Raw genomic sequence first — 18627 nt, forward strand, 5'->3', positions numbered from 1 at the left:
TACAGTCGATGGAGAAGAAGTCGATTGGTGACACTTTGGGGGTTATGGGCGGAGGATGCCATGCGGGAAAGCGTCCCTCACTTGCATGTCAGCAGTGGATTTTCGGCCCGCTACGGTGCCTCGCACCCCCAGGACCTCGTCGCGCGGGCATCCGAGCGCGGGATCAGCGCCGTGGCGCTGACCGACCGCGACATGGTCACCGGCACGGTGCGCTTCGCGAAGGCCGCCACGGCCGCCGGGGTGAAGCCGCTGTTCGGCGTCGACCTCGGCATCGCCCCTCATCTGCCCTCGGTCGAGGCCCGCCGCCGTACCCCGGTGCGCGGCGGGGCCCACGTAGCCGAGGCCCCCTTCCGGGCGACGTTCCTGGCCCGGGACGGGGCCGGGTGGGCGCGGCTGTGCCGGCTGGTGTCCGCCGTGCACGCCGAGGCCTTCGCCGCAGGTACCCCGCCGGCGGCTTCGTGGGAGGTGCTCGGCCGGTACGCGGGTGAGGGGCTGGTGGTGCTGCTCGGTCCGGCGTCGGAGCCGCTGCGGGCGCTCGCCGGTGGCCGCCCGGACATCGCCGAGCGGCTTCTGGCCCCGTGGCGGGAGGCCGTCGGTGGTGGGCTGCGGCTGGAGACCGTGTGCTGGGGCCGGTCCGGCACCGGCCCGGGGTCGGTCCGCCTGGCCGCGCACACTCTGGCGCTCGCCGACCGCCTCGGTATCCCCGCCGTGCTGACCAACGCCGTACGGTACGCCGACCGGTCCCAGCACCGGGTCGCGGACGTCCTGGACGCGGCCCGGCTGCTGCGGCCCGTCGACCGGCGGCGGCTCGACTGTGGGGAACGCTGGCTCAAGGACGGGCCGACGATGACGGAGATCGCCGATCGGGTCGCGGCCGCGTACGGGGGCGGCCGGGCACGCGCCGTGCAGTTGCTCGCCGACACCGTGGCCGTCGCGGAGGCATGCGAGGTCGACCCGGTGAAGGACCTGGGGCTCGGCGTGCCGCACTTCCCCGAGCCGTCCGTCGTCGGCGCGGAGGCGGGTGCGGGCGGGGCGATGCGGCTGCTGCGGCAGCGGTGCGAGAGCGGGATGGCCGCCCGCGGTCTCGACCGGGACCGCCGTTCGATGGACCAGCTCGACCACGAACTCGGCGTGATCGGGCGGCTCCGCTACGAGCCGTACTTCCTCGCCGTGGCCCAGGTCGTCGCCGACGTACGGGACATGGGCATCCGGGTCGCCGCCCGCGGCTCCGGAGCCGGATCCATGGTCAACCACAGCCTGTTCGTCGCCACGGCGAATCCGCTGGAGCACAACCTGCTGTTCGAGCGGTTCCTGTCCGAGCGGCGCTCGTCGCTGCCGGACATCGACATCGACGTGGAGTCCGCGCGCCGGCTGGAGGTCTACGACCGGATCATCGATCGCTTCGGGCGGGAGCGGGTCGCGGTCACCGGGATGCCCGAGACCTATCGGGCCCGGCACGCCCTGCGGGACACCGGCCTCGCGCTCGGGATCGCCCCGGCCACGGTGGACCGGATCGCGAAGTCGTTCCCGCACATTCGGGCGTGCGACATCCGCTCCGCTCTCTCCGAGCTGCCGGAGCTGCGGGAGCTCGCGGCGGAGGCGGGGCGGTACGGGCCGCTGTGGGAGCTCGCCGAGAGCCTGGACGCGCTGCCGCGCGGGATCGCGATGCACCCGTGCGGCGTGATCCTCTCCAACACCAGCCTGCTGGACCGGCTGCCCGTCCAGCCCACCCCCGGTGGGGAGTACCCGATGCTCCAGGCCGACAAGGAGGACGTCGAGGACCTCGGGCTGCTCAAGCTCGACGTGCTGGGGGTGCGGATGCAGTCGGCGATGGCGCACGCCGTCACCGAGATCCGCCGTACGACCGGCAGAGTCATCGACCTCGACAACCCCGACCACGTCCCGCTCGACGACCGGTTCGCCTTCGCTCTCATCCAGGCCTCGGACACGGTGGGGATGTTCCAGCTGGAGTCCCCCGGCCAGCAGGACCTGGTCGGCCGGCTCCAGCCCCGCGATCCGCAGGACGTCATCGCCGACATCAGCCTGTTCCGCCCCGGCCCCGTGCAGGGCGGGATGCCCGCCCTCTACATCGCCGCCCGCCACGGCGCCGCACCCACCTACCCACACCCGGACCTGGAACCGGTCCTGCGCGACACCTACGGGGTGACGATCTGGCACGAGCAGATCATCGACATCCTCGCCGTCATGACCGGCTGCGACCGCGCCCTCGGCGAAGTAGCCCGCCGCGCCCTCAGCAACGAACAACGCCTGCCGAAGGTCGAGGCGTGGTTCCGGCAGCAGGCCGGCGCACGCGGGTACAGTCCGGAGGTCCTCGACGAGGTCTGGGACGTGGTCGCCTCGTTCGGCGCGTACGGGTTCTGCCGGGCCCACGCCGTCGCGTTCGCCGTGCCCGCGCTCCAGTCCGCCTGGCTCAAAGCTCACCACCCCGCCGCCCTCTACGCGGGGCTGCTGGAGCACGACCCGGGCATGTGGCCGGCCCGCGTCATCGTCGCCGACGCCCGCCGCCACGACGTCCCCGTCCTGCCCGTCGACATCAACACCTCCCAAGCCCAGTACGCGGTGGAGCGGACCGGATCGGGGTGGGGTGTACGGATCTCCCTGTCCACGGTCCACGGGATCTCCGAGGACGAAGTCGCCCGGATCGCCGCAGGCCAGCCCTACACCTCCCTGCAGGACTTCTACGCCCGCGCCCACCCCAAGCTCCCCACCGTCGAGCGCCTCATCAGCATCGGCGCCCTCAACCAGGTCAAGGGCGAGGCGTCACGTCGGGATCTGCTGCTGCAGGCGACCGAGCTGCACCGCCAGGCCCACACCCGCCCCGGGGCCGGGCAGCTGCCGCTGGCCGCCACCCCGCTCGCCGCCGGGGCGTCCGGGCTGCGGGAGATGACCGCCCGCGAACGCCTCGACGCCGAGCTCGGCGTCCTCAAGATCGACGTATCCCGGCACCTCATGGAAGACCACCACCGCCTCCTGTGCGAGGTCGGCGCGACGGACGCAAAGCATCTGCAGGCGATGCATCCCGGGCAGCGCGTCCTGGTCGCCGGCGTCCGCGCCTCCACCCAAACCCCACCCATCGCCTCCGGCAAGCGCGTCATCTTCGTCACCCTCGAAGACGGCAGCGGGTTGGTCGACCTGGCGTTCTTCGAGGACTCCCACGAGCGCTGCGCGCACACCGTCTTCCACCACGGCCTGCTCCTCGTACGCGGCACCGTCGAAGCCCGCGGCCCCCGGCGCACCGTCGTCGGCGAGATGGCCTGGGACCTCGATGAACTCGCCACCGCCCGGGCCACCCACGGGCCCCAGGCCGTCCTCGACCTCCTCGGCCAGGCCCCCTCCCCCACCCCCGCCCAGCCCGCACCCGGGCGGACAATCCCCGACGGCACCGCAGGCGCCCGTCTCCACCCCTGGAGCGACCTCCAGCCCGCCGGAACGCGCTCGGCCGACCTCACCCGCTTCGGCCACAGAAGCCCCGGGAGCGCCGGATGAACGGCACCACCAGGTCGCGGCCGCGCGCGATCCTGCGGATCCACTTCCACCCCGCCGAACGAACCGAAGAGCTCTACGGGCAACTCCTCGCCGTCGTCGACGGCATCAGCTCCCGCGTCGAACCCCTGCCCGCCGACTGGTCCGCCTACATCGACCTCACCGGCGCCCTGACCTACTGGGGCCGCGACACCGAGGGCCTGGTCGCCGTCCTACGGCTACGCCTGCTCGCCCTCCACGGCGTGCAGTGCTCCGCCGGCGCCGGGCCCACCCGCTCCATCGCGGCCATGGCCGCCGACGCCACCCCGCCGGGCGCCGCCACCGTGGTCCGCGACGACCCGTACGAGATCGCCGCGTTCCTGCGCACCAAACCTGCCTCGGCCCTGCCAGGCATCGGGTCGAAGACCGCCAAGACGCTCGCCCGCTACGGCATCACGTCGGTCGGCGACATCGCCGATACCCAGCTCCCCACCCTCCAGCGCATCCTCGGAACCACCGCCGCCCGCCTGGCCCACGACCGCGCCCGCGGTATCGACGAGCGCCCCGTCGTCCCCGGTGCCGCGCCAAGGACGATGAGCGCGAGCCGCCGTTTCGACCGCGACGAGCTCGACCCCGACCAGCACCACCGCGCGGTTCTCGGCCTGGTCCAAGACCTCGGCGGACGGCTGCGTACCAGCGGCGAGATCGCCCAGGCGCTCACGCTCACCGTCACCTACGCCGACCGCACCCAGACCACCCGCACCCGGACCCTCGCCGAACCCACCGCCCATACCCCCGCCCTGGCCGGCACCGCCCGCGAACTCCTCACCGGTCTCGGCCTCCAGCGCGCCCGGGTCCGCACCCTCACCCTCCGCGCCGAGCGCCTCCGGTCTGCCGAAGAGACCGTCCACCAGCTCACCCTCGACGGCCGCGACGACAAGCTCCGCCGACTCGAAACCGCCCTCGACAAGGCCGCAACCCGCTACGGACCCGGCATTGCAGGAACCGCCTCGACTCTCCCGCGGGCCGGGGAGTGGATCACGCCGGTTCGACCAGGAGCCACTGTTCGCAGGTCGCGGTGCTGAAGTCGTTCGCGCGCTCCAGGATGGCAACGATCGAGGGGCCGGGCCGCAGTTGTTATGGGTTGGAGGGGAACCACTCGGTGGCAGTGGCGGCCGAGGTCGTCTGCAGGGTCTGGGGGTGCGGTCCGCTGGTTCGGAAGGCGGCCCACTGCCCGGTCGGCACCTCGATGACGTCGAGGTTGTCGGGGGCGGACGTGTACTTGCTCAGGACAATTCCGTGCGGGTAGGTGCGTTCGCTGCCCGCGGCGGCATCAGGATCGAGGCCGTCGCTGACCTGCAACAGGCCCGTGGGCTCGGCGTTCATGTCCTAGGACGTCAGACTGCCGCGGCGCGCCTGCTGGAGTGTGGTCAGCTGCGAGACGTACAAGGCGGTCGCCACGACGATGGGTACGACAAGGAGGTGCAGGGTCACTGCCAACCACCCGGTCGTCCCCAGCTCGTGCGTGTACCACCAGTCATAGTCCACTCCGCTGGTCCCGCTGCTCTCGCTTTTCAGGTTGTCAGCGTCCGCCCACACAATGGCTTCCCAGTAGTGCAGCGGCGAGGTCAGCATGGTGAATACCCAGCAGCCCCACCAGATGTTGAGTCTCGTCCTCGGAGCCGTCGCACCGGTCGGGGAGGGAGGGCTGGAGGCATGCCAGACGTCGTCGGCGATCTGTTTGGGAAGGTAGAGGTTGCCGAACGGGATGAGCCAGGAGCCGACAGCCATCGCAGGGCTGTAGCGCAGTCGTCCCGGCGCGAACTCCTCGGCGGCGGCCCGCGTTCTGGAACACCAGATCAGCCAGGCTGCGGCCAGCGCGACGGCGGCACCGGCCTGCATGATGGTCCAGGTGAAGGTCAGAGCTTCGGGCTCGGTGGACGACTCAAAGGTGTCCCCCAGCAGGTTCAGCTGCGTAAGGGCGGCGCCCAGCGACGCCACCGCGTGCAGCGCCAGTGTGACGTACACCATGACGGTGGCCGGACCTGGGCCGTTGCCGCCGTTGCGTTCCTCAGCCAGGGTGCGCGTCGGCCTTGGCGGCGGTGTCCCGCCCAGGGGCTCCTCTCCACGCTGCCGCAGGTCGGGTTCGGTGACCGGTGCGGTTTCGGGGAGGACGGCCACTTTCGACGTGCTTCACCTGCACTTCGGGTTCGACACGCAGGACCCCGCGGCGTTGAGCGAGCTTCTCGCGGCGCTGCGCAGGAACGGCAAGCCGCTGGTCCGGCGGCCTGCGACGTGCCGGCTCCGGTGTCCGTGCTGTACGGGATGATCGTGGTCGCGGGCTGGCTGGCCGCCCGCGCCCCCGTCCCTGCCCGACGGCCGACGTTCGCAGCCTGGGGTGTTCAGGTGCTGCTCAACGCACTGTGGACCCCATTGTTCTTCGGCGCCGACAAGTACGGCCTGGCCCTCGTCGACATCTGTCTGCTGCTGGCAGCCCTCGGTGCCACGGTACTGCTTGCTGCGCGGGTGGATCGCCGCGCGTATTGGCTGCTGACGCCCTATCTTGCTTGGGTCAGTTACGCAGCGGCTCTCAACCTCACGCTCTGGCCGACCAACTGAGCCGGCCCCCGCTTTACGCTGTCCCGAGCACGCCCGGGGCACATCCCGATCGTCGTGGTTCCCACCGGGGAAGCTCAGCAGGCCGACTCGAAAGCCGGGCCTTCTGCTACACCCGGCTTTATGACGGGCATTCCAAGCGAAGCGGCGCCCGCTCTTCGCCCCGCTGACTGGCAAGCTTCCCTCTGTGCATAACTCGAAGGCATACAGCATGCATGGTCTGGGGCCCCAGACCACCGAGGCGCTCGTCGTTTGTCCGGCTGGGAATCGGATACCCGTCGCTGTCGTGCCAGGTGAAATGCAGTTCCGGTAGACGAGGGGAAGGCTGGTGAGTGTGGTGAGCGAGGAGGCGGCCCGTGGGCCTCTCGAACGTCCCACGATGCCCCAGGAGGAGGCCGAAATCGTCCGCCCAGCTCGTCGACGGTGCGCCGCACCGTCTCCGCGCAGTCTGTAGGAAAGGGTGCCGTGCCTGCTGATTTCGCCGAAGTCGATGTGGTCATCGCCGGGGCCGGGGCCGCCGGTCTCAGCCTGGCCCACCACCTGTGCGCGCCCGGCGGCCGTCCGCTGTCCGTGGTAATCGTCGACGCGCCGCCGGGTCAGCTGAGTCCGCCGCGGCGGACCTGGTGCTTCTGGGAGCCGGAATCGGGCCCCTACGACGCGTCGCTGACCGCCTCCTGGTCCCGGCTGCGGGTGCGTGCCGCTGACGGCAGGACCGTGGTGGCCGGGCTGCCTCGGCTTCGCTACAAGATGTTGCGTTCCGACGACTTCGAGGCTCTCGTGCACCGGAGGCTCTCCGGTGCGCCCGGGGTGCGACGGGTGGCGGCCACGGTGAGTTCGGTACGCGACCTCCCCGGCGGCGGAGCTGAGGTCCGCGTCCGGGACGGGGCCGGTGAGCGTGCCCTGGTGCGTGGCCGCTACGTGTTCGACTCCCGTCCGCCCCGTGTTCTGCCGTCCGCACGCACCACGCTGCTCCAGCACTTCACCGGCTGGTTCGTCAGAACGGAACGGCCCGTGTTCGACCCTGCCGTACCGGACCTGATGGACTTCCGCACATCCCAGCCCGAGCGGGGCCTGTCTTTCGGATACGTTCTGCCGCTCGACCCGCACACCGCGCTCGTCGAATACACAGAGTTCTCCCCCGCGCCGCTGACCTCCGGGGGCTACCGGCGGGCCCTGGACCGGTACACCCGGGAGATTCTCCGCCTGGGAACGTTCGAGGTGACGGCGCGTGAGCACGGGGTCATCCCCATGACCGACGGCCGCTTCCCGCGCCGCGTGGGGCGTTCGGTGTACCGCATCGGGACCGCGGGTGGCGCTACCCGCCCCTCGACGGGGTACACCTTCGCCGCGATCCAACGGCAGAGCCGTGCCGTGGCCGGCCGGCTGCGCTCGGGCATGCCTCTGCGGGTGCCGCCCGCCCACGGGCTGCGGGCGCGGGCGATGGACTCGGTGATGCTGCGGGCGCTGGACACCGGCAGGATCGACGGGCCGGACTTCTTCGGCCGCCTCTTCCGCGGCGTACCCGCCGAACGCCTGCTGACCTTCCTGGACGGCGGCTCCCGGTGGCACGAGGACCTGCTCATCGGGGCAAGGACACCGGTCGCTCCCATGCTGCGGACCGTCGCCGAACTCCCTTTCGTCCCTCGCCGTCCGCCCCGGCCCCTCCCTCCCCCGCCCGTCCGTCCGGAAGAGAGCAGCTCATGACCCTGTTGCGCGGTGACGCACTGTCCGAAGCCTTCAACGAGGGCTCAGCGGCCTACGACCGGCTCGTCGCGGCCAGCCCCGGCTACCACGCGCACCTGCGTCGCTCCGCGAGACGTCTCGGCCTGGCGGACGGGGGGGCGGGACTGCGCGTGCTGGATCTGGGATGTGGGACCGGCGCCTCCACCGAGGCGCTGATCGCCGCAGCCCCGCTCGCCCGAGTCACCGGTGTCGATGCCTCCGCGGGGATGTTGGAGCGGGCGGCGGCCAAACCTCGGCTGACGCATGTCGAGTTCGTCCACGCCCCGGCGGAGGCGCTGGCAGACCGATGGGCGCCGGGCTCCTTCGATGCGGTGTTCGCGGGCTACCTCTTCCGCAACGTCCAGGACGCCGACGCGGTGCTGGGCCTGGTGCGCCGGCTGCTGGTCCCGTCGGGCCGGCTCGCCGTGCACGAGTACACGCTCGGCGGCTCACCGGTGGACCGGGCTGTCTGGAACGCGGTCTGTTCGACGATCATCCGGCCCGCCGGACGGCTCGCCGGGGACGCGCGGCTGTACCGTCATCTCCAGGAGAGCGTGAACACCTTCGACACGGCTCCGGAGTTCGCCGGACGGCTGCGAAGGGCCGGATTCCAGGGTGTCCGCGTCCTGCCGCTGCCCGGCTGGCAGACCGGCATCACGCACACCTTCGTCGGCCGCACCGCGCAGGAGACGTGATGGCGCCGAGGCAGGGCGGCTCCGGCAGCCGTCACGGCAGGGACCGGCGGGCCGCGGTGGTCCAGGCGTACGGCGGCCGGGCCCGTTTCACGGGTCAGGCGCCCGAGGCCGCGGTCGTCGGCGGCGGCTTGGCCGGGATCGCGGCCGCCACCGGGCTGGCCGAGCGAGGCGTGCGTGTCACCCTCTACGAGAGCGAGCCGGATCTCGGTGGGCGCCTGGCAGGGTGGCCGACACGGCTCGCGGACGGTTCGAACGTCACCATGAGCCGCGGCTTCCACGCCTTCTTCCGGCAGTACTACAACCTTCGCGGGCTGCTACGCCGGGTCGACCCTGGGCTCGACTCACTGACACCGCTGCCCGACTACCCCCTGCGGCACAGCTCCGGAGTGCACGACAGCTTCGCCCGCGTACCGCGCACCCCGCCTCTCAGCGCTCTCGGATTTGTCGCGCTCAGCCCGACCTTCGGCCTGCGCGACCTGGCCAGGATGAGTCCACGCGCAGCGCTGCCGCTGCTGGACGTACGGGTGCCGGAGGTCTACGAACAACTCGACGGGGTCAGCGCCCACGACTTCCTCGCCCGCATCCGCTTCCCCGAGGCCGCCCACCACCTGGCCTTCGAGGTCTTCTCCCGCAGCTTCTTCGCCGACCCGCGTGAACTGTCGGCCGCGGAGCTGGTCCTGATGTTCCACATCTACTTCCTCGGCTCCAGCGAGGGCCTGCTCTTCGACGTACCCGCCGAGCCCTTCCCCACCGCCCTGTGGGACCCCTTGCGCGGTTACCTGGAGAGTCACGGCGTCTCCGTGCGCACGAGCACTCCCGTCCGGCAGGTGCGCCCTCAGCCCGACGGCGGTCTCAACGTCACCACCGATCAGGACACAGCGCGCTGCGACGCCCTCGTCCTCGCCCTGGACTGCGCCGGGCTGCGCCAGGTCGTAGCCTCCTCTCCTGAGCTGGGTGACGCGGACTGGCGCGCGCGGATCGACCGGCTGCGGACCGCCCCGCCGTTCCTGGTGTCACGGCTCTGGCTGGACCGCCCGGTGGCACCCGGCCGGCCCGGATTCCTCGGCACCAGCGGCTACGGCCCGCTGGACAACGTGAGCGTCCTGGACCGCTGGGAGGGCGAGGCAGCACGCTGGGCCCGGCGCACGGGCGGCTCGGTGCTGGAACTGCACGCCTACGCTGTCTCTCCGGACGCCGACCGGGGCGCGATCCAGGCGGAGGCGGTCCGTCAGCTGCACCGGGTCTACCCGGAGACGTCCCGGGCGCGGGCGGTCGACGAGCGCCACGAATGGCGGGCGGACTGCCCAATGTTCCCGGTGGGCGGCTACCAGGACCGGCCTGGCGTCCACAGCCCGGATCCCGCTGTCACGGTGGCCGGGGACCTGGTGCGCACCGGGCTGCCGGTGGCGCTGATGGAACGCGCGGTCACCAGCGGGTTCCTCGCCGCCAACGCGCACCTGGAGCGGTGGGGCGTACGCGGGCAGACCCTGTGGACGGTCCCGCGCACCGGACGGTCCCTGCCGCTGCGGGGGCTCGCCGCACTCGGCGGCTGACGCCCGAACAGGCGGTTCCCCGGCCGGTGTCGCCGCACGATGTCAGCCGGGGAACCGCCCCTGGGCCCGCAGATCCCAGCGCCGCTCGGCGTACGCCAGGTCGTCGCGCCACAGCCGGCCGGCCGATGCCCGCATCAGCGGACGGAGCATCGGCGCCGCCGCACGGGCCACCGCGAACCCCCTGCGGTCGGAGGCCGCGACGAGTGCCTCGATGACGGCGGTGCGGGGCCGGCCCTGCTCGTCCGGGGCCAGCGGGGTGGCGTGGGTCTCGACCACGGACCCCGCCCCTTCGCCTTCGATGATGTGCATGACGACAGTGCGGGGCTCGGGCGCGGTGAACCTGGCCAGGACCGGGACGACCAGCCGCCCGGCGACCTTGAAGGACACCTCGACCAGGAACCCGTCGTCGGCGGCACTGTCGTCGGATGCTTCGGTCACGGTCAGGTCGACGAAGGAGTACGGGTGGAACCAGGCTCCGTGCCACGGGTCGAGCCGGTTGGCCACCACGTCCTCCGGCTCGCACCGCCCCACCCCGCTGTAGACCGCGTCCACCCCGTTGCCCAGGCGCGGCCGGATCGGAGTACGGGGCCGCTCGGTGGGCTTCTCACCGCCCATGCCATCCAGGCGTACCCAGAGCAGCACGCCGTCGTCGAAGGCCGGGTAAGGCCCCCATCCGGCGACCGGCCCGCCGTCCAGGGAGAGACCGTGCCAGTGGCAGACCAGCGTCCCGCAGCGCACAGGGCTCTCCCGGAGGGGCGCCCCGAGGTGGGGGCAGGCCCCGGGGCCTGTGCGCAACCGGCCGTCGCCGTCGCGCCAGGCAACGATCTCGGTCGAACCGACCGTGATGCCGAGAGCCTTACCCGGGGGAAGGCCGCGTGAGGCGCCGATGACGTACCAGTTGCCGGAGGGGCGGCTCTGCGCCCGTTTCAGGGCCTGGGCAATGAGGGAAGGTTTCGCGGCCCGCCAGGTCGGCTCCTGCCGTTCCCACGGCACCGGTGCCCGCCGCAGTCGCAACGGGATGCGACGTCGCGCGGATGGCTTCACGCGGCCTCCCCTCGTACGGGCGCGGCGATGCCGGTGATGACCGTACGGGCCAGTGGGGCGGGCCGCCGGGCAGTCATCGTCTTCGGCCGGTGCCGGGCAGGGGCGCGGGCGACGAGCGCCCGGGCGAGCCCGTCCAGCGCCACGACCGCCCGGCGTCGGCGTGGGACGACGGCGCGGCGGTGCAGGACCGTGTAGTCCTCGGCCTCGATGGCGTCGAGGATGCCGCTGTAGAGCACGAACGCCGTACGGATGCAGGGCCGGGCGACCGGGTCCAGCAACCCCAGCCCGGGCAGGGCCTGGCGGTAGACCGTCCTCGTGTGGGCGGCGAACGCCCGCAGCGCGTCGGTGATCCTGGGATCCCGCGCGCCGGTGCGCCGGCTCCATTCCAGGCGTGCCCGGTCCACTCCGTGGGCGGCGATCAGGTCGGCCGGAAGGTAGAGCCTGCCGCGGTCCAAGTCCTCGCCGACGTCCCGCAGGAAATTGGTCAGCTGGAAGGCGACACCCAGCGCGGCCGCGGGTCCGGCGGCTTCCTCGTGCCGGGTCACCGTTCCCAGCACCGGCAGCATCTGCAGGCCGATCACCGCGGCCGACCCGTGCATGTAGCCGCCCAGGTCCTCCAGCGAGGTGTAGCCGGTAACCGTCAGATCGCTGCGCATGGAAGCCAGGAAATCGGCGAAGTGCCGGTGGGCGATGCTGTAGCGACCGGCCGTGTCGGCAAGCGCCCGGATCACCGGTTCGGTGGCCCGTCCGTCGCGCAGCCCGCTCTCCAGCTGAACCTCCAGAGCCGTCAGAGCTGCGGCGCGCTCCGAGGCGGTGGCGGTGGAGTCGAGGTCATCCACGATGTCGTCGGCCCACCGAGCGAAGCCGTACAAAGCATGGACGGCGGGCCGCCGGTCGACGGGCAGGAGTCGAGTCGCGAGGAAGTACGTCTTGCCGTGCCGGGCGTTGAGGTCGCGGCAGTGGGCGTAGGCGGCGCGGAGGCCGGGCTCGTGAATACCTGCGGCGTCCAGCTCACGGGCGGTCATGCGGCGGTGCCTCTCGTGCGGTGGGTTGGGGCGGTGGGTGGGCCGGTGATCCGCTGGGCGGCCAGCTTCCCGGAGATCAGCACGGTCGGCACGCCGACGCCCGGAGTGGTGCCGCACCCGGCGAGGACAGCGTTGGCGGTGCCCCGCACCAGGTTGCGCGGACGGAACGGGCCGGTCTGGGGGAAGGTGTGGGCTACGGCGAACGGCGTACCGGCCGCGTGCCCTTGGGCAGACCAGTCGACGGGAGTGACCAGCCCTTCCTGCTCGATGGCCGCGCCCAACCCCGGCATCTCGCGCCGCTCCAGCCACCCGAGCAGCTCGTCCCGATAGCGGGGGCCCAGCTCCCGCCACTCGTGGACGCCGGGCCCGATCGTGGTATTCGGGCAGGGCGCGAGGATGTAGTGGAGGTGTTTGCCGGGCGGGGCGAGGGAGGGGTCGGTGGTCGTGGGCCGGGTGATCAGGAGCGAGGGGTCCGACATCAGCTCGCCGGTGCGGGTGAGCTGTCGGAAGGTGCTCTTCCACGCAGCCCCGAAGGAGATGGTGTGATGCGCGAGATCTGGCCAGGTGCGGTCCGTGCCCGCGTGGAGGATCACCGCGGACGGGGAATGTCTCAGCGGCAGCGGCCGGCGCGGGGCGTGGCCCAGGAGGCGGTAGCTGACCGGCAGGTCGGGGGTCAGCACCACCGCGTCGCACGGAATGCGCTCCCGGTCGGTGACGACCGCGGTGATCCGGTCACCGGAACGCTCCAGCCGCTTCACCGTCTGCCCGTAGCGGAAGTCGCCTCCAGCGTCGGCGGCCGCGTCGGCCATCGCGGTGGGCAGGGCGTGCATGCCGCCGCGCGGGAAGTACACCCCGGCGACCGTGTCCATGTAGGCGATCACCGCATACGCGGCCAGGGCCCGGGCCGGGGGCACCCCCGCGTACAGCGCCTGGAAGGAGAAGACGCGGCGCAGCCGCTCGTCGGAGACGAAGCGCCCGATCCGGGCGTCGAGCCGGCCGAACCCGCCGAGGGCGGCGAGCCGTACGAGGTCGGGGTGCAGCAGTTGGAGGGGCGAGTCGAAGTTCGCGTCGATGAAACGGCGCATCTGGACCTGGTAGAGCCGCTCCAGCCAGCTCCGCAGCCGCCGGTAGCCGCCCGCCTGCCGGGCCCCGGCGAACTGCTCCACGGCCGCCTCCATGGCCGCACCGTCGGTGTGGACGTCGAGCTGTGACCCGTCCGCGAACCTGGCCCGGTAGGCGGGGTCCAGCCGGACCAGTTCCAGGCGGTCGGCCATGGTGGAACCGACGGCGGCGAAGGCGTCCTCCACCAGGTCCGGCATGGTCAGCACCGTCGGCCCCGTGTCGATGCGGTATCCGCTCTCCGCCACGAGACCGGCTCTGCCTCCGGGCAGCGCGTCCCGTTCGACGACGGTCACACTGCGCCCCGCTCCGAGCAGGTGGAGCGCGGCGGACAGCCCGGACAGTCCCGCGCCGACCACCACGACATGGTCGACCGGTCCCTTGATCTTGATCACTGAGTACGGCCTTCCTGGAGCAGGGTGAGAGGGACGGCGCGGGTCCCCGCCACTGCGTTCAGCAAGCCCAGCAGCTGCTCACCCCCGTGTGCGTCGAGTTCGGCCTGGGCCAGCCTGCGGGCCGCGCGGTCCCCCAGGCGCTCCGCCTTGTCCTCCACCATGGCGCGGGCACCGGTGGACTCCAGCACGGAACGCGCCTCCTCAAGGCCGGTCTCGTCGAGGTCAGGGTTTCCGACGGCCCGGTCAAGCACGGCCAGCGCCCGGTGGTCGCCCGCGGCGTCGGCACACGTACGGGCCACCGCCACCAAGAAGGTCGGCTTGCCCTCCCGGATGTCGTCGCCGGACGGCTTCCCGGTGACCGCCGGATCTCCGAACACCCCCAGCAGATCGTCACGAAGCTGGAAGGCCACACCGGCGCACCGGCTCGCCGAGCACAGAGCATCGGTGGTCCACTCGTCGGCCCCGGCCAGAGCAGCGCCCAGCGCTACTGGCCGCTCCACCGAATACAGAGCGCTCTTGAGGTAAGCGGTGCGCAGGGCCCGCGCCGCCGAGACTCCGCCGTCGATCTGGCCGCGCAGGTCCAGGTACTGCCCGACGATCATCTCCCCGCGCATGGCCCGCCACAGAGCCCTGACCTGCCGTCGCCGCCCGAGCGGCAGGAACGTCTCATCAACCGTGTCGTCGGCCCACACCAGCGCGAGGTCGCCCGCGAGCACCGCGGCGGAGGCGCCGAAGACCGCACGCGCACCGGCGTCGGCCGCAAGGCCCCTCTGCTCCGCCAGCGCGATGTGGACTGCGGGCCGCCCTCGCCTGGTGGGCGAACGGTCCATCACATCGTCCTGGATGAGAGCGCAGGTCTGAATCAGCTCCAGAGCCACGCCCAGCCGCAGCGCGGCCTCGCTTTCAGCGCCGCTGCAGGCGCGCATGGCCCACCAGAGCAAAAGGGGCCGCATCCGCTTGCCACCACGCAGAGCAAAGTCCGCGACCAGGCGCGCCACCTCGTCGGAAAACTCGGAGTCGTGGAGGGTCGCTTCGGCAACGCACTCCGCCAACACGGAATCGGCCGTTCGCTGGAGGGCCCCGACCACATCTTCGTCGACGGCATGCGCCACCTGCTGGGGCCCGAGGTGCCAGAACTCCGGCAGGTCAACGTGAGGTGGCACTGGGCTGGCGAACGCGTGGTCCGCAGGAGGCAGACGTCCCATCTCGGGCCCTTTCCGTCGAAGGTGACGACGAATGCCTCGCCATCCGCTGCATCACGTACCCCTCCGGCCACATTCCTACCGAGTCCACCCGCGTGACAGCTAGTAAGGAACGTTGCCACCACTCAGCCATCGGAGCATCCCGGTGATCGTGGTGCGGCAGTTGCGGGCAGCGCGGCAAGCTCCGCTCCGCTTGTCGTCGTTTCGATCCACACGTCCCCGGCCATCGCCGCACGGCCGTGTCACATAGGGGCGATGCGGCTGTGCGGTGCCCGGTGGGCGCGCCGTTTCGGCAACAGGCCGCCGAGCAGGATGAGACGGGCGGCGCGGTGACGCTGTCCGGCGTACGGCTCCAGGAGTAGGAGCATTTGTTCGTCGGTGCCTCCCCGATCCCCGGTGAGGGCGTAGCCGACCTGGACGGGCAGGTGCTGGTCGCCGAGGGTGAGGGCGTCAGCTGCGCCGAGGGTGCGTTGCAGGGTTCCGGCGGCGGTCCAGGGGCCCACACCGGGTGTGAGCTGGAGCCGGTTCATCACTTCCGGCAGGGTCGTGGCCGCGGCTCCTTCAAGGTGCGGGGCGTAGAAGCAGGCGCGCAGGATCGCCCCCGCTCGGGACCGGTCGACTCCGGCCCGGTGCCATTCCCAGCTCGGCACCATCCGCCACACCGCCGCCGAGGGCGCGATCCGCATCCCCTCCGGTGCCGGGCCCGGAGACTTCTCCCCGTACCGGTTCAGCAGGTGCCGCCAGGCGTGGTGGGCGCTGCCGGTGGTGATCCGCTGTTCCAGCACGCTCGGCACAAGGGACTCCATCACCAGTCCGGTCCGGGCCGGCCTATGCCCGTCGTGCTTGCGGTGCGCGGCGGCCACCACCCGGTGACGGGGCCGGAAACGTCCGGCTCGTCGTCGGCACCGAGCAGCGCCGGCAGCTGGTCCAGCGCCCAGTCGGCACCCGGGCCCCACGCCCTGCCGGTGATCAGGCGTCCGGCGACGACGAAGAGGTCGCCGCTGATCCGGAGGGTGAGCGGGCCGGCCGGGGGAGGGGAGCACCGCCACCAGGTACCCTCGGGCTCCTGCTGGCAGGCCGGGTCCCCGCGGATGCGCCGCAGCACCCGCACCGTGCGGGTGCTGCGGCTTGTGCGGCTTGCTGCCGTGGTTACCGCGGTCGCACTCGACCTTGAACCTCCGCTGCTTCGGGCCCGCAGGGACGACCCACACCAGCTGGTAGGTGCCCTATGGGAGCAGGTACGCCTCGCTGCACGCACTGCCGTTGATGAGCGGGAGTCTGTCCCACAGGGTGGTGCCGGGCGGCACGGTCGGAGGCTGTTCGGTGATCGTCCAGGGGACGGAGGGGAACGACTCGAAGTTGCTGCCCTGATCGGCCGATAGCGCCTGGGTGGAGCCCAACGCACAGACCGGGTGGAACGGACGGCCCCAGCGCCAGACCAGGCCGGGCTCACCATCTGCACGCAACCAAGAAGCTTCCAACACGCGGAGCAGTACGACGGCTCACTCGGCTTCACTTCCACCGCGAAGCCACCCGTGCCGTACGTCGTCACGCACGGCAGCTGCCTCGGCCCCACGACCGGCCCCGCGTTCGGGGCGGAGGGTCCCCCTCAATACGGGCCGGGTGGCTTAGAAGGCGCGGGGGCGGGTACTAACGCTGGCGGCTACGAGGTGTGGCCAACCGGAACGGGGTGCTCATGCCACTGGCGAATGCTCACGCGGGTGCAGACCGAAGATGGCTGGCGGAGGTCACCACGGCCACCATGCGGCGCAGCTCCGCGTACGAGATGACCTCGGAGGACATAGGTCGCACCCGCGGCTTCGTGCGGGAGTTCCTGGCAACGGGTCAGTCACTGCATGCGTGGACAATCTCCGGGCGGGCGACGGACATCGCGCAGCTGGTGGCCAGCGAGCTCGCCACGAACGTGTTCAAGTACGCCCCAGGTCCGTGTCTGCTCGACGTCGAATCCGACGGCACCATGCTGAGCATCACGATGTGGGACTCCGGCGCTGTCCTTCCGTCCCCCTCGCCCGCCGACCCGACCCGGGTCGGGCAGCACGGCCTGGAACTCGTGCTCGCGGTCTGCCAGAGCTTCGAGCTCCGCCGCGAAGCCGTCGGCAAACGCGTGACCGTACAGATAGCCCTGCAGGACAGCACCGAGGGACCCACCTCGGACCAGTCTGCCCGGTAGTCGCCGCTCGGGCCTCGACCGGCGGCGAACCCCGACACAGGTCATCCGTCCCATGGGCGTTCCACCCTCAGCGCATCAGGTCATATAGCGGAGACGGCGGTGCGGATCGCGACGCGGCCGACGCGGTGGTCGCGGGCGAGGGCGGCGACGGAACGGCCTTCCAGGTACCCGGTGCGCACGGCCTCGGCCGTCGCGGCCGCGACGGCGGCGCGGCGCGCCCGCCCTTGTTGCCCTTGGCCTCGGCGACATTCAGGCCGTCGTACGTCAGCTCGCGTTCGCCTGCTGGGACGCTTGCGGTGAAGCTGTAGCGGCCGAGCGGGTTCAGGTTGCGGTGCTTGAGCGGGGAGAGCCGGGCGATGTCTTCGTCGCGGATCTCGTGGCCTTCGGTCTGGAGCTGTTCCAGGCGGCGTGGATGTACCTCGTAGCCCCGGGAACGATGGCGTTGAGGACCAGTCCGAGCGCGCCGAGCTGATTCTCCGTCCCATCGCGGTACGCCTGGTGGATGATGGCGCGCTTGCCGTGGCACACGCGTCCTGCGCGAGCTTGTGGAGAGACCTCTGCACGGTGAGCTGCCGGTTCATCTGCCGCCAGTAGGTGTCGTCCACCGGGTCGACGACCCGCAGCAGGTGTTCGGCCTTGGCGATCCGCCTGTACTCGGCGAACGCCGCCCCGAGCGGGGTCGGGCGGCCGTCATGCGACGACAGCAGTATGCCCCTGGGAACCGATGAGATCTCACGGCAGGGGATACTCACCACCATGTCGACCCCCGAGCGCAGACACAGCAGCGTGCCGCTGGCCGTCATAGCACCCCGCGGCGAGTTCGATCTGGACTCCCTCCCACCCCTCCAAGCACAGATTGACACCGCCCTGGTAGATCACACCGGCGTGATCCTCGACGCCAGCGGCATCACCTTCGCCGACTCCATGTTCCTCAGACTCCTCCTCACCACCCACCAACGCACCGACCTGCGCATAGCCGCCCCCTCCGAAACCATCGAACGCCTCCTCGCCGTCGTCGGCGCAGACGCCTTTCTCCGCATCTACCCCACCGTCGACCAGGCCCAGAACACCTGACCCACCGCCGATACTGCTGTGGCGGGGCGCACCCCAGCGCCCCACCCCGGCGACCTGCAGCCCAAGAGCAGCCAGCGCAGGGGCGCCCGCCCAGAGCCACGGTGACCGATCCAGCCGGGCCGACCGGGTAGCAAGAGCGGTGCTGTGGTGGGGGTGCAGAACCGCCCCCTGACAGAGCCAGGTTTCCCGCCGAGCCGCGCATGACGGCCCGTCGAACCATAAAGATCGTCCAAGGCCCGCAGCCATGGGACACACGGGAGGCGAGCTGCCCGCGCCTCAGGAGGAAGGTGCGAGTTCCGTCAACAGCTGGCGGACTTCCAGCAGCAGCTCGCCCCCGATGGCCGACGCCGATGGTGCCTGACGGTGAAAAGCGTCGGTGAGTGAGCTTCTTCGAGTTGGCCACCGATCGGGTGACGGTCCGTGAAGCGGAACGAGCGAGGCCCCCGGGCTGTTGATCGAGATGTCTGACGTCTCAATCACGTTGCTCGGGGGCCTCGTTGGTCGTCCA

Annotated in this window: 15 protein-coding genes and 2 pseudogenes; 8 read left to right on the plus strand and 9 right to left on the minus strand. The window is 71.5% G+C overall.

What is annotated here, in order from left to right; translation table 11 throughout:
- The first annotated feature begins 60 nt into the window (after positions 1-60).
- Positions 61-3507, plus strand: a complete 3447-nt coding sequence (locus IE140_RS26855) for a DNA polymerase III subunit alpha (protein WP_189460768.1) — start codon at positions 61-63, stop codon at positions 3505-3507.
- Positions 3504-4568, plus strand: a complete 1065-nt coding sequence (locus tag IE140_RS26860) for a DNA polymerase Y family protein (protein ID WP_150192941.1) — start codon at positions 3504-3506, stop codon at positions 4566-4568. Before IE140_RS26855 ends, IE140_RS26860 begins: the two co-directional genes overlap by 4 nt.
- Before the next feature lie 52 nt (positions 4569-4620).
- Here IE140_RS26860 and IE140_RS26865 read toward each other — a convergent pair whose 3' ends face one another.
- Together IE140_RS26865 and IE140_RS26870 are read right to left on the minus strand one after the other, a co-directional pair.
- Positions 4621-4869, minus strand: a complete 249-nt coding sequence (locus IE140_RS26865) for a GyrI-like domain-containing protein (protein ID WP_229826909.1) — start codon at positions 4867-4869, stop codon at positions 4621-4623.
- Positions 4870-4872: 3 nt separating this feature from the next.
- Positions 4873-5664: a DUF4328 domain-containing protein gene (locus tag IE140_RS26870; RefSeq protein WP_167533408.1), complete on the minus strand. Its 792-nt coding sequence runs from the start codon at positions 5662-5664 to the stop codon at positions 4873-4875.
- A gap of 126 nt (positions 5665-5790) precedes the next feature.
- On the opposite strand from IE140_RS26870, the gene IE140_RS26875 reads away from it, so the two are divergent.
- The 4 genes from IE140_RS26875 to IE140_RS26890 all read left to right on the plus strand — a co-directional run bounded on the left by IE140_RS26875 (position 5791) and on the right by IE140_RS26890 (position 10069).
- The gene (locus tag IE140_RS26875) at positions 5791-6102 is read left to right on the plus strand and encodes a TspO/MBR family protein (protein WP_229826910.1); all 312 of its coding nucleotides are present in this window, start codon (positions 5791-5793) and stop codon (positions 6100-6102) included.
- Between the two features lie 462 nt (positions 6103-6564).
- A complete protein-coding gene (locus tag IE140_RS26880; RefSeq protein WP_189460770.1) occupies positions 6565-7803 on the plus strand; it encodes a lycopene cyclase family protein in 1239 nt (412 codons plus the stop codon).
- Positions 7800-8516 (plus strand): class I SAM-dependent methyltransferase, encoded by a 717-nt coding sequence (locus IE140_RS26885; protein ID WP_109181090.1) that lies wholly within the window; start codon positions 7800-7802, stop codon positions 8514-8516. Before IE140_RS26880 ends, IE140_RS26885 begins: the two co-directional genes overlap by 4 nt.
- Positions 8516-10069, plus strand: coding sequence for an FAD-dependent oxidoreductase (locus IE140_RS26890; RefSeq protein WP_150198721.1), 1554 nt, complete (start codon positions 8516-8518; stop codon positions 10067-10069). Before IE140_RS26885 ends, IE140_RS26890 begins: the two co-directional genes overlap by 1 nt.
- A 42-nt stretch (positions 10070-10111) precedes the next feature.
- On the opposite strand, the gene IE140_RS26895 is transcribed toward IE140_RS26890, so the two are convergent.
- The 6 genes and pseudogenes from IE140_RS26895 to IE140_RS36200 all read right to left on the minus strand — a co-directional run bounded on the left by IE140_RS26895 (position 10112) and on the right by IE140_RS36200 (position 16320).
- The gene (locus IE140_RS26895; protein ID WP_189460773.1) at positions 10112-11113 is read right to left on the minus strand and encodes a Rieske (2Fe-2S) protein; all 1002 of its coding nucleotides are present in this window, start codon (positions 11111-11113) and stop codon (positions 10112-10114) included.
- Complete coding sequence (locus tag IE140_RS26900; RefSeq protein WP_150196134.1) at positions 11110-12138, minus strand: phytoene/squalene synthase family protein; 1029 nt, start codon at positions 12136-12138, stop codon at positions 11110-11112. The genes IE140_RS26895 and IE140_RS26900 overlap by 4 nt, the downstream gene beginning before the upstream one ends.
- Positions 12135-13652 carry a phytoene desaturase gene (locus tag IE140_RS26905; RefSeq protein ID WP_189460775.1) on the minus strand — a complete coding sequence of 506 codons (1518 nt, stop codon included), beginning with the start codon at positions 13650-13652 and terminating at the stop codon, positions 12135-12137. Before IE140_RS26905 ends, IE140_RS26900 begins: the two co-directional genes overlap by 4 nt.
- On the minus strand, positions 13649-14857 hold the full coding sequence (locus IE140_RS26910; protein ID WP_150197115.1) for a polyprenyl synthetase family protein: 1209 nt from the start codon (positions 14855-14857) through the stop codon (positions 13649-13651). The genes IE140_RS26905 and IE140_RS26910 overlap by 4 nt, the downstream gene beginning before the upstream one ends.
- A 239-nt stretch (positions 14858-15096) precedes the next feature.
- A pseudogene (locus IE140_RS36680) lies at positions 15097-15965 on the minus strand (DNA-3-methyladenine glycosylase family protein).
- Positions 15966-16080: 115 nt separating this feature from the next.
- Positions 16081-16320 carry a hypothetical protein gene (locus IE140_RS36200; RefSeq protein WP_229826911.1) on the minus strand — a complete coding sequence of 80 codons (240 nt, stop codon included), beginning with the start codon at positions 16318-16320 and terminating at the stop codon, positions 16081-16083.
- Positions 16321-16616: 296 nt separating this feature from the next.
- On the opposite strand from IE140_RS36200, the gene IE140_RS26925 reads away from it, so the two are divergent.
- On the plus strand, positions 16617-17045 hold the full coding sequence (locus tag IE140_RS26925) for an ATP-binding protein (protein WP_150197116.1): 429 nt from the start codon (positions 16617-16619) through the stop codon (positions 17043-17045).
- Positions 17046-17325: 280 nt separating this feature from the next.
- Here IE140_RS26925 and IE140_RS36685 read toward each other — a convergent pair.
- Positions 17326-17737, minus strand: a pseudogene (locus IE140_RS36685) (Tn3 family transposase); the annotation flags it as partial.
- A gap of 64 nt (positions 17738-17801) precedes the next feature.
- Between IE140_RS36685 and IE140_RS26935 the strand changes: the two are divergent.
- Positions 17802-18119 (plus strand): STAS domain-containing protein, encoded by a 318-nt coding sequence (locus IE140_RS26935; protein WP_150197117.1) that lies wholly within the window; start codon positions 17802-17804, stop codon positions 18117-18119.
- The last annotated feature ends 508 nt before the right edge of the window (positions 18120-18627 follow it).

This window comes from Streptomyces parvus (assembly GCF_014648875.1).
In the GTDB taxonomy this organism is placed as follows: domain Bacteria; phylum Actinomycetota; class Actinomycetes; order Streptomycetales; family Streptomycetaceae; genus Streptomyces; species Streptomyces parvus.